The 10,700-nt window shown below is 55.1% G+C and carries 6 protein-coding genes; all 6 read left to right on the top strand.

Features of this window, described 5'->3' with window-relative positions:
- Positions 1 to 556 precede the first annotated feature (556 nt).
- The 6 genes from LAP85_28625 (at position 557) to LAP85_28600 (ending at position 9,427) form a co-directional block, all read left to right on the top strand.
- Positions 557 to 709: a hypothetical protein gene (locus LAP85_28625; GenBank protein ID MBZ5500378.1), complete on the top strand. Its 153-nt coding sequence runs from the start codon at positions 557 to 559 to the stop codon at positions 707 to 709.
- Positions 710 to 1,631: 922 nt separating this feature from the next.
- Positions 1,632 to 3,218, top strand: coding sequence for an FkbM family methyltransferase (locus LAP85_28620; protein MBZ5500377.1), 1,587 nt, complete (start codon positions 1,632 to 1,634; stop codon positions 3,216 to 3,218).
- 87 nt (positions 3,219 to 3,305) lie between these two features.
- Positions 3,306 to 5,234, top strand: a complete 1,929-nt coding sequence (asnB, locus tag LAP85_28615) for an asparagine synthase (glutamine-hydrolyzing) (GenBank protein MBZ5500376.1) — start codon at positions 3,306 to 3,308, stop codon at positions 5,232 to 5,234.
- Positions 5,231 to 6,382 carry a glycosyltransferase family 4 protein gene (locus LAP85_28610; protein ID MBZ5500375.1) on the top strand — a complete coding sequence of 384 codons (1,152 nt, stop codon included), beginning with the start codon at positions 5,231 to 5,233 and terminating at the stop codon, positions 6,380 to 6,382. The genes asnB and LAP85_28610 overlap by 4 nt, the downstream gene beginning before the upstream one ends.
- 1,004 nt (positions 6,383 to 7,386) lie before the next feature.
- Entirely contained in the window at positions 7,387 to 8,127 is a 741-nt protein-coding gene (locus tag LAP85_28605) for a class I SAM-dependent methyltransferase (GenBank protein MBZ5500374.1), read from the top strand.
- A 127-nt stretch (positions 8,128 to 8,254) separates the two neighbouring features.
- Positions 8,255 to 9,427 carry a glycosyltransferase gene (locus tag LAP85_28600; GenBank protein MBZ5500373.1) on the top strand — a complete coding sequence of 391 codons (1,173 nt, stop codon included), beginning with the start codon at positions 8,255 to 8,257 and terminating at the stop codon, positions 9,425 to 9,427.
- The last annotated feature ends 1,273 nt before the right edge of the window (positions 9,428 to 10,700 follow it).

Below are 10,700 nucleotides of genomic sequence, written 5' to 3'. Positions count from 1 at the left end.
ACGCTCGCCTTCACTCCGCTCCGGGGCAACCATCCCCGTCTCTCTCTTCAATTCTGCTATTCCCATCTTGGATTTTCACCCTACCCTCTACATTAAATTAGCATGGGGTAGGTGTCTCAGCATCATAGGCACAGAGGGAGTTGCTCGGCTTGTTGTCCCAAACGCCTTACGCTTCCATCAGACCTTCCAGGCGTTGATTGATCGCAAGCATGTCCCCTCCAGGCTGTGTCTTGGTGCTGCAGACCTTCGGCCCCTTCGTCGGGAAACAGAACCCTTGGTGGTTTCCTCAGACGTGCTGCACCACACTCCAGATACGCGTGCGATCCGAGAGGCCTGCCGTGTGACCCGAACTCGCGGCGAGGGAAGAATTACCCCGTACCATAGAGGCGTTCTCCATCGTCGCTTGCTCTTCCCGATCGTGCGCCGCCTGATGAGGCTGACAAACATCAAGCATTTTGGAGCGGATTCCGGGGGTGAGGCTGTTATGGTTGAGGAGTTCATTGGCATGTGCGACGGCGCTTAATATCCCATCGACAGGGGGTACAGCAGCCGGAAGATGCGCAGGCTCTTTCGCCGTTGCGGATTCGAGATGGTCCGGCGGGAGATCCACTTTTTCTCTGCCCGTTTCGTTCCCTTGCAGCTGGCGCGCTACCGCGCGGTTCACTGGCTCCTGGACAAGTACTTCGGGACCATGATATATGCCACCTAGGGGCGGGCACATGGGGGCTGATCAATGGTTCCCCGCTGCGGCAAATGTCCGAGGCCGGCAGGAGGCGTTTTATGATGTCCCTCATCATCCGGAACAGGGCGAGCGAACGGAGTCTGTGCGAGAGGCTCTGCGAGTGCTCAGACCGCGCGGAATTCTACGGATTGTCGAAGGGAACGCAAATGACCTGATCGGGCTGGTCTTTGCCTTGCTCTTTAAGCATGAGCGATGCATGTTGGTAACGAGATCGCACTTGCTGGCCTCATCTGTAGGGTGCATGGTTAGGCCAAACAGGTTGACCGTGCGCATGGAAGAGCCTTCAACACTCTCAAGGCTGCTGTTCCGCTATGGGTTCGGATTCCCCAACCTCGGTCGACGCTAAACCATGATTCGAATCCTCGATGGGTGGAGCGGTCTTGTGCGGCGGCCGATTCGACAGAGGTGCAGGGCCTATTCGATTCTGACCATCTCGAAGAATCCAGTGCGGTTATGGTAACAGTAACTTCGATGAACTCTCCGGAAGATACCCAAATTTGCTCCGCGGAGGACAAACCGTACCCAAGGTTGACATTGCTTATAGCATGGGATGGAGAAGACCTTGTAGTGCTCGACCGGATGGTCAAAACGAGGCCAGGATCTGCGCTCAGAAATCTCGGCCCTGCCGCCGACGCAGGAGTTCATAGCCCTTCGGCGCGCACCAGTTCGTCGTTGCCGGCGGATTGGATCAGCGCTGGCGATTCCGATACCAGCAACTGGGCAGATCGGCTGAATCGGCTCGGCGTGATTCGCCTGCGCACAGTCTACTCGAAGGACTCATTGGGGCATCTTCGATTCCGCTCGATATCAGAGGATGATGTAAACTCTATCAGCGGCTGTCGCGTGTCGGTTGCAGAGAAATGAAACAGGGAACCAGGATAATGCGGGTATGGGTATGTTGAACGCCGGAACTTCTCCTGCGGCGGTGAGTCTGGAGCAAATTCTCGCCGCGTACGACTACCTTGTGTCGCGGTTTGGGTATGCTCCGGTCATTCAGCCCGGCAGAATTGAGATTCTTGGGTGGGATCTGGAGTATGTCTGCGGCCCCGCGCTGGCGAACTTCATCGATCAGATCATGGTGCGGCGACTGAACGATTTTGTGCCGGACAGCGACCACCCGGTCATCCTTGATTGCGGCGCCAACATCGGTTTCAGCGTGCTCAATTACAAGCGTCAGTTTCCCAAGGCGAAAATCGTCGCTTTTGAACCCGACCCCCAGTTCACCCCGGTACTGCGCAGGAATCTCGCCCGGAACGGCGCAGCGGATGTCGAGGTGGTCGAGGCAGCGGCCTGGATCCGTGAAGGGGAAGCGAAATGGCTGTGTGAGGGAATCGATGGCAGCAAGATCATTGATTCAAATCAAGAGGATCCAGGCACAACTCGCGTGCGGACGGTTGATCTGGCAGACTACCTGGCCGATCCGGTCGACCTGCTGAAGTTGGACATTGAGGGTGCCGAATATCAGGTAGTTACGCATCTCGGCAACCGCCTGCACACAGTCAAGAATGTTGTGATCGAATGTCACCTCGATCAATCCAACATCATTCGTTTCGGCAAAATGCTGGAGGCCCTGGTTGCGGCCGGATTCAAGGTCAGCGTGAATTCGTTCGGCCTGTGGCGCGATCTCGTCCGCCAGTCGCCGGTTGCGCAACATCACTGGGAGCAGTATTTGCTTGTGGCGGCTTGGCGAAATGTGATACCCGAGTCCGCTTCCACGGATGAGTTCTTGCCCTATGCCGGGGCGCGATCCGCCCTGGAACTGCAGACGCTCCGCGCGGAGGCTCAGCATCTGCGCCAGGCACGTGATGCTGCGGAGTCTGATCTGGATGCACTCCGCGCCCGCGCGTCTGAGAATGAGGGACGGGCGCCTGATTGCTCTCAGGTGCTGCAAGGCTACCTCATGATCGGCAGGCACGCCCTTGGAGTCCGGCACCTCAAAGCGCCCTTCCGAAATGATGGAGTGCTGTGCTGGGTCACGACGATTCCGGACCTCGAATCTGGCGCAGACGACGAGAGCGACCCGACGCGCTCGTCGTTGTTGCTGTTCGAGGATGAGAATATGTTGGGCCCGCCGCACACACCGCACGATGACATCCGCGTGAAGGGCGGCGGGGGTTATTCGCACTGGCAGGCGAATCTCTACTTCTCATCCTCGGACGGTTCCGATCCCAATGCCAACGCGCGTAAATACACTATCGTATTCGTCGAAGTGGCGACCGAGGGCTTGCTGGACGCCGGCGCTGGCCAAATCTTCGCGAGCCAGGCAGCAGTTGAGGCCCAGAAAGTCAGCCTAAGTCGGCGCGAAACCGAGCTTGCCGATCGTCAAGCAAGATTGGATCAACGCGAAGCCGGTTTGAACGCCGGCAGAGCTCAGTTGGCTCAACGGGAAGAAGCCTTGGACGGGCAACTGAGCAAATACAACTCCCTGCTTCTCGTTCGTGCTGGAGTTTTCTTGCGGCGGATCTTCAAGACATGAGCCTGAATCGTCGGATGCTGAAGATGTCGCGCTACCGACCAGACAAATACGCGTTTTCTACGATCGGCTGACGGGACTGTTATCTCTATGTGTGGAATTTGTGGCGTTCTCTATTTCGACCGTGCCCGGCGTGTATCGGAAAGACTGGTTCATCAAATGGCCCATGTCCTCCATCACCGCGGACCCGACGACAGCGGCACCTGGGTCAACAACAATGTCGGTCTCGGTCAAGCGCGCCTCTCGATCATTGACCTCAGCCCGCTCGGCCACCAACCGATGGCAAACGAGGACGAGACCGTCTGGATCACACTGAACGGGGAGATCTACAACTTTCTCGAGTTGCGCGCCGAGCTGGAAAAAAAAGGGCACCGGTTCCGCTCGCGCACGGACACGGAGACCGTCCTTCATCTGTGGGAAGAAGAAGGCGAGCGCTGCGTCGAGCGCCTGCGCGGCATGTTCGCCTTCGCGATTTGGGATGGAAACCAACAGAGCCTTTTCCTGGCGCGCGATCGCGAAGGGAAAAAGCCTCTCTTCTACGCGCCGCTGCCGGATCGGGTCCTCTTCGGCTCAGAAATCAAGGCGATTCTGCAGGATCCGGAATTCAAGCCCGAGCCGGACCTCGAAGCCATCCACCATTATCTGGCCTACCAGTCGGTTCCTGCGCCCTATTGCGCCTTTCGGGGTATCAGGAAACTGCCGCCCGCACACTCGCTTTTGATCAAGCACGGCCGCGGCACACCCCGGCGGTATTGGAAATTGTCATACCGCAACCAGTTTGCTGTAGACGGTGAACACGATGTGACCGCACTGCTTGAGGAGATCATCGAGCGCCTGCGCGAGGCGGTGCGGATTCGCCTGATGAGCGACGTGCCGTTGGGCGCTTTCCTTTCCGGTGGGGTCGACTCGTCTATAATCGTCGCCTTGATGGCGGGCTTGATGGATCAGCCGGTCAAGACCTTTTCCATCGGATTTACCTACGAGGAGTATAACGAACTGCCGTTTGCACGCATGGTCGCCCAGCGTTACAGCACGGATCATCACGAGTTCGTCGTTACGCCGGACGCGCAGGCGATTTTCCCCGAACTCGTTTGGCATTACAACGAGCCCTTCGCAGATTCCTCGGCAATTCCAACGTATTACGTTTCCAAGTTGGCGCGCCAGTATGTAACCGTTGTGTTGACCGGTGACGGTGGCGACGAGAACTTCGCGGGCTATCCACGGTATCAGAACCAGGGCAACTACTCCCTCCGGCGCACGTTTCCGTCGCTCTTCTCGCGGTTGACTCGCCCAGATCAAATCTTGCGTGCGTTTGTCTTGAGGAACGATTGGCGCCGCACCTTTGCGCGTTTGAAAGACCTCGACCAGCAACGATTGCTTTACTATCTCCGGATCACACACTTTCACGAGAATTACCAGGCGCAGCTGTACACCCCTGAGTTTCGACGGCGTCTCAACGGCGTCTGCACAGTTGACTTGATGCTGGATAAATATCGCCATTCCGACGCGCGCGATTTCCTCGATGCGACGCTTGACGTGGACCTCGGGCTCTACCTTCCGGATACTCTGATGACCAAGAGCGACATAGCTGCCATGGCTCACTCACTCGAACTCCGCGCGCCTATGTTGGACCACAAGTTTCTTGAGTTCGTCGCGCGCATTCCTTCGAACTTAAAACTCAAGGATGGCACGGAGGGCAAGCATATATTCAAGAAGGCGGTCGAACCCTACTTGCCCAAGGAGGTCATCTACCGGAAGAAAATGGGTTTTGGGGTACCGATTGATCATTGGTTCCGCAACGAGCTGAAGGAGATGGCATACGACACGTTGCTGGGTCCGCCCGCGACTCGGCGTGGCTATTTCAGACGCGAGTACATCGAGAGTTTGTTGAACCGCCACCAGTCGGGCGAGACGTGGCAGTACCTGATCTGGAACCTGCTGATGCTCGAATTGTGGCACTTGATGTTCATTGACCGGACTTTGTCCATTCCGGCAGATCATGCCGCAGGTGTCCCATGAAGCCGCGCGGGTTGATGATCATCCACAATTTTCGCCCAGGCCCAGTCGGGGGTGCAGAGCTCCAGGCAGAGCGCCTTTCCGCACAACTCGTCCGCCTGGGCCATTCGATGCAGGTCCTGACTTGGCTGACGGTGCCCGACGCTCCCCAGGAAGAAACCTGCGCCAACGTCCAGATTCACCGCGTCCCGCACCGTTTGCCGTACTGGGTCAAATGCGATAATGCCAAAACATTCCGCTATCTGGTGCTGCATCGAGGAACCTATGATCTGCTTCACGTGCACATGGCTTTCGGGCACGCAGTCGTCGCCGTCATCGTCGCTCGTTGTTTCGGCAAGAAGTGCATCATCAAGATTGCGTGCGCTGGCCAATATGGCGACTTGTGCACTTTTTCCAGGTTCGAGAGATTCGATAAAGCCCTGCGGATATTGCGCCTGGCAGACGCAATGGTCGCCGTGAGCAGCGAGGTAGAACAAGAACTATTGCACTATGGATTCCAGGCCGAACGCATCGTCCGTATTCCGAACGGAGTGGATGCGACATATTTCAGGCGCACGCAGCCATTTCCCGACTATCGCAAGACGCGCTTTGTTCTAATCGGCCGGCGTCACCCGCAGAAAGGTATTGACACCGCATTGCATGCAGCGCGAAAACTCAGTGAAAAGGGCCTCCGCGACCAGTTCGAGATTAATTTATACGGCCCGGATTACCCGGAGTACGATTACCGCGCCATGGCTGAGGAATTAGGCGTTGCGGACATTGTGAGGTTCTTTCCTTTCGAAAAAGAAATTCTTGTCGTGTATCAATCTTCGCACTGTCTTCTGTTGCCTAGCCGGGGTGAAGGGCTTTCTAACACGTTGCTCGAAGCGATGGCGATGGCAATGCCGACGATCGCCACTTCTGTTAGCGGCACACAGGATGTGATAGACGATGGGAAAAACGGCATCCTCATCCCACCCGATTCACCCGACATGCTTGCCGCCGCGATGTCAAAAATCATTTCCAGGCCGGACTGGGCGAACCTGTTGGGAAAAACCGCGCGACAGAAGGTGGAGACTTGCTTCTCGTTGGAAAGTGTGGCGTGCCGGTACTCGGAATTATACACAAAATTACACCAACGTTATCCTTCACTCTCAGAACACCATCAGTGAGGGTACGATATTGATGATGCTCCCGTTACCTTCGACTCAAATATCTCCATTGATTGACGCATCAATTTCAACGAGGCCAATCGGCAAAATCCGGCACGAGATCGGACTGGCCTATATTTCTATCACTGATCACCCGGAATTGAGCTCCCATGACCGCCCCTCGTCGGCGATTGTGTTGGAGGATGGCGTCCCCTTGCCTGGCCCAGCAAACGCGACGCACAACGATATTCGCCGTCTTGGCGCCGGTCGATTCTCCTTCTGGCATAACGTCGTTTATTTTTCTACGCCGGACAACAGCGACCCGCGCACGAACGGACGAGATTACTCAATCGCGTACACGCCCTTACCGTTTGGTCGTTTTGGCGTGCTGGTCCCGTGCCGCTGGTTTCGGAAGGGAGTGCGAACAGTAATGCGCCTAACCAGCTTTTTCGCGGCTGAGCAACGGCAGCAAGCACTCTGGGGCGCATTGTACTGGTTGTGTTTTGCGTACATTCTCTGGCGCGGGAACAAGGCATCCCGCGCAAAAAGGAGTTGATATGTCGTCCCGATTCGGGCACCGCGCTCGGCTCTCAGAAATCCGGCCCGAAATCGGATTTGCCTATATCGCGCCCACACATCGGCCTGCGTTGAGTGCGCACATACATCCCTCCTCTGCCTTTGTTCTGGAGGATGACACGCCCCTCCCGGGACCGGCGAATGCGTTGCACGAGGACATTCGCCAAAAGGGCCGAGGACGCTATTGCTTTTGGCACGATTCCGTCTATTTTTCTACATCGGACAACAGCGACCCGAACACAAACGGCCGCTGCTACGAGATAGCCTATGCAAATGCATCGCGCTTCATAGTCTCTGCTTGTCTGCAAAAGATCGGTGATCTGGTGAGCATGGCTCAGCATTCTCGACAACCGGCAGAAGAAAGTCCCATAAACCTCCAAACTCGCAATTCAGCCCCGGAAAATCTGCAGAAAGACGTCGAGTATGCCGTCCAGGTGGGAGGGTGCTGGATGCGGCTATTGTCCGAAGCTCGCTTAAGCCTTGATGGCAAGGTAGTTCTCGAGATTGGACCGGGCATCAACTTCGGGAGTACGCTTTTGCTCGCCTGCCTGGGCGCTCAAGCAATGGTTGCTGATCGCTTTCTTGCGCCCTGGGATGACAATTACCACCCGAGGTTTTACGCGATGCTTCGCGCATGGATCGAGAGGAACCATCCGGAGGCAGACTTGAGGCCTCTGGATGCCATTCTCTCGCAGGGTAGGTACTGCGCTGAGAGTATCCGATGTCATGCCACTCCCCTGGAGAGACTCAGCGGTATCCACGACGCGAGCGTGGACGTCATTTTTTCCAATGCCGTCCTGGAACACCTTGCCCATCCCAAGGTGGCATTCAAGCAACTTGCTCGTGTCTCGAAATCCGGCGCCATCGGCTTTCATCAGGTCGATTTCCGTGACCACAATGACTTTTCCAATCCGTTGGAGTTCCTATTGAACGCCGATCGGGCTTTTGCCAAGGAATTCACTCAACGGCATGGCGAGCGAGGCAATCGTTACCGCCCAATGGAGTACGCTGCATTCCTTAAAAACGAAGGATTTCGAGTCCGTGCCTTCTCCCCAACTTGTCTTGCAGAGGAAGCATATCTAGCGAACTTCGTGCCGCGCTTAAGGCGCGCCGTCGGTTCAAAATACCAAAATGAGAATGTTCTCAATTTGAGAGAAATCTCGGGATTATTCTGCGTGGAAAAAATCTAGTTCGAGCGTGCCGGCCATGCGAGTTAAGAATCGTCTTCCCAAATTGTGCCTTACCAGTCCGTGGAACTACCCACTCTTCAACTCCGACTCTGACTCCCACTTCGGCGGGTGGGAAGTGCGAATCTCTTTGATCGCGAAAGAAGTCGCACAGCGCGGGAACCTTCACGTAACTCTAATCGTCGGAGACCATGGCCAGCCCCACGTCGAACACAGGCATGCTGTCGTGCTCTACTCATGGATTGGCCGGGCTATTTGGGGAATTCCTGCGCAAGAGCCGAAGCCGATCATTCCAGCCCACAAGCAAGGCCTCATTGAGAGTTTGAACACAACACTCCGAGTCGGAATTTCGGCCATAAAGCGGAAGCATTCGCAAGCCGCGCCGCTTGGCGGTCAAGTGGGTCCCTATACTATCACCCAGGAAATGATCTCAATCTATGACGAGGTCGATGCAGATATTTACGTCGTGCCCGGCAACTCGCAATTCTCCGGCGAAGCCGCTTTCTATTGTCGCCAGCGCGGAAAGAAGTATGTGTTTCTATCCGGATCGGACTATGATTACTCTCCAGAATACAAAACGTCTCCCGATCAATACGACATGTACAGTGTCCCGCATGCGCTGAAACTTTATGCGATCGAAAACGCAGCGCTTCACATTGTCCAAAATGAGCGCCAAGCAAATCTCTTAAGAGACGAATATGGCCGCTCCTCTGTGATCATCAAGAACCCAATTGACCTGAAACCGCTTTTCCCCCGTAACGCGACAGCCAGGACAATTCTATGGGTCGGCAAATCTGATGAGCGAACTAAGCGGCCTTCCATGATGCTGGAGTTGGCACGCCAGCTCCCACAATATAGATTTGTTATGGTCATGACATTCACGGTGAAGGAAACGCACGATCGCTGTATCAAAGAGGCTAGCACCTTATCGAACGTTACTCTTTTGGAACGGATACCCTTTTCCCAAATCGAACGCTTTTTCGCGGATGCGCGCTTGCATGTCAACACCTCTACCGTTGAAGGATTCCCCAACACCTTCTTGCAAGCAGCCAAGTACGGCGTGCCGACTCTCTCGATTCAGGTTGATCCGGGTGAAATGCTGTCGAAATACGGTTGCGGTCTCGTATGCGCTGGAGATTTTGAACAGTTAAGAGACAAAGTTCAAACTGCAATGACCAACGATGTCCTGTACTCCATACTTAGCCGGCAATCAGAAAAGTATGTCCGAGAAAGTCACGATAAAAATCTAATCATCCCGAAGTATGAACAGGCATTTACTTCGGTTCTGCTCGGTGCCTCTTAGATCCGGTCACTCTCAATTGCCGCACTGCGACTGTTTGACTCCAAGAAGTGTGCGCTCAGAAAAGGTGCACTCTCCTTCCCCAATTTGAGCAGAATTCCCGCCCAAATACCGAAAATCCTATCGCCAAGATGCACCAATCGAGGATACCCAACCCTGGCTTCGTTGCGTGATAACCTCCGAGGGAGGATTGCCGGCTCATCCATGCTCATTCACGAACAAAGCGGGTCAATCTGTTAGGTCTGAATCGCTTGGATAGGCAACAGGCACATACAAAATCCAGGATCAAAGCAGGTTCTACCAAAACTGAATTCATAACAATTTGCAAATGTATGCTAAATTGGTTTTTAGACAAACTCCCTTTATACCCACCTCTCAAGGATTGGCATCTCGCCTCAGGTCATCTTTTAACCATAGAAATACTAAAATAGACCCGCCAATGATGCTCACCACATAACTCACTACCCGGAGCGGCATTGAGAACGAGGCCGGCCAGAAGATCTCATGCCTTCGCCATTCGTTAGCGGGTCCGTGTTATCCGAAGAGAAAAAACAGAAGTACTCTCCCCACACCGAAAAGCGCCCTTCCCCCTTCTTCGCGATGTCCTCATGCATGGCGATGGAAAGTCCGAGAGAAATGCTATTCTCCTAGATCGCCGCCGGCGACAGCTCATGCCCACCGGGAGTCAACGGATGCGGTTCCGCAATCACGAAGCCATCTGAAGTGATTTCAACTGCCTGCCCGGGCCTCAACTGCAACAACTCCTGATCGAGCAGAATAGAGAGACTCGAGGCCGACCGTGCGTTTGAAGTCACGAGCGCGCATGCTCGGCGATTATGATTCCGCATCAGCGGAATCTGGAATCGAACCACGAAGAACCCGCGCCCTGCAAACGTAAGAAGTTCCTGCTGCCCCAGCTTACGGACCAAGACCGCAAACATGGGCTAGCGCGCATTGCTACTTTGGATCTTTGCTTTCTGGCTGTCGAGGTGGGCAGGATTCCTCCTCAATGTAACGGCATTGGGCCCGTCCTTGATTGGCCGCCTAAACCTGGCGCCACCTCTAAAATCTGCGATTAGTTGGGTCAGCAGGGGCGATGGATTGAGTAACGTCGCTTCTAAGGCGAGATGTTGAAATAGCCGCTGAACACGTAAGTATCGAACGGCGCCGTCGAACCGGCGTTGCGCACCCAGACCGCAAAATTGTATTGGCCGGCCACCGTCGGCGTCCAGATAAAGGTGTTGCTGGTGGTGTAGTCTTGCACCATCGTCCAGGC

This window comes from Terriglobia bacterium (assembly GCA_020072565.1).
In the GTDB taxonomy this organism is placed as follows: Bacteria; Acidobacteriota; UBA6911; order UBA6911; family UBA6911; genus JAFNAG01.
The sequence above is the reverse complement of the archived record's forward strand: the minus strand, read 5'-3'. Positions and strand labels throughout refer to the sequence as shown.

Excerpts from the sequence above, each read along its gene's own strand:
- LAP85_28620 (MBZ5500377.1), top strand. The coding sequence starts at position 1,632 with ATGGGTATGTTGAACGCCGGAACTTCTCCTGCGGCGGTGAGTCTGGAG.
- LAP85_28605 (MBZ5500374.1), top strand. The coding sequence starts at position 7,387 with ATGCGGCTATTGTCCGAAGCTCGCTTAAGCCTTGATGGCAAGGTAGTT.
- LAP85_28610 (MBZ5500375.1), top strand. The coding sequence starts at position 5,231 with ATGAAGCCGCGCGGGTTGATGATCATCCACAATTTTCGCCCAGGCCCA.
- asnB (MBZ5500376.1), top strand. The coding sequence starts at position 3,306 with ATGTGTGGAATTTGTGGCGTTCTCTATTTCGACCGTGCCCGGCGTGTA.
- LAP85_28625 (MBZ5500378.1), top strand. The coding sequence starts at position 557 with ATGCGCAGGCTCTTTCGCCGTTGCGGATTCGAGATGGTCCGGCGGGAG.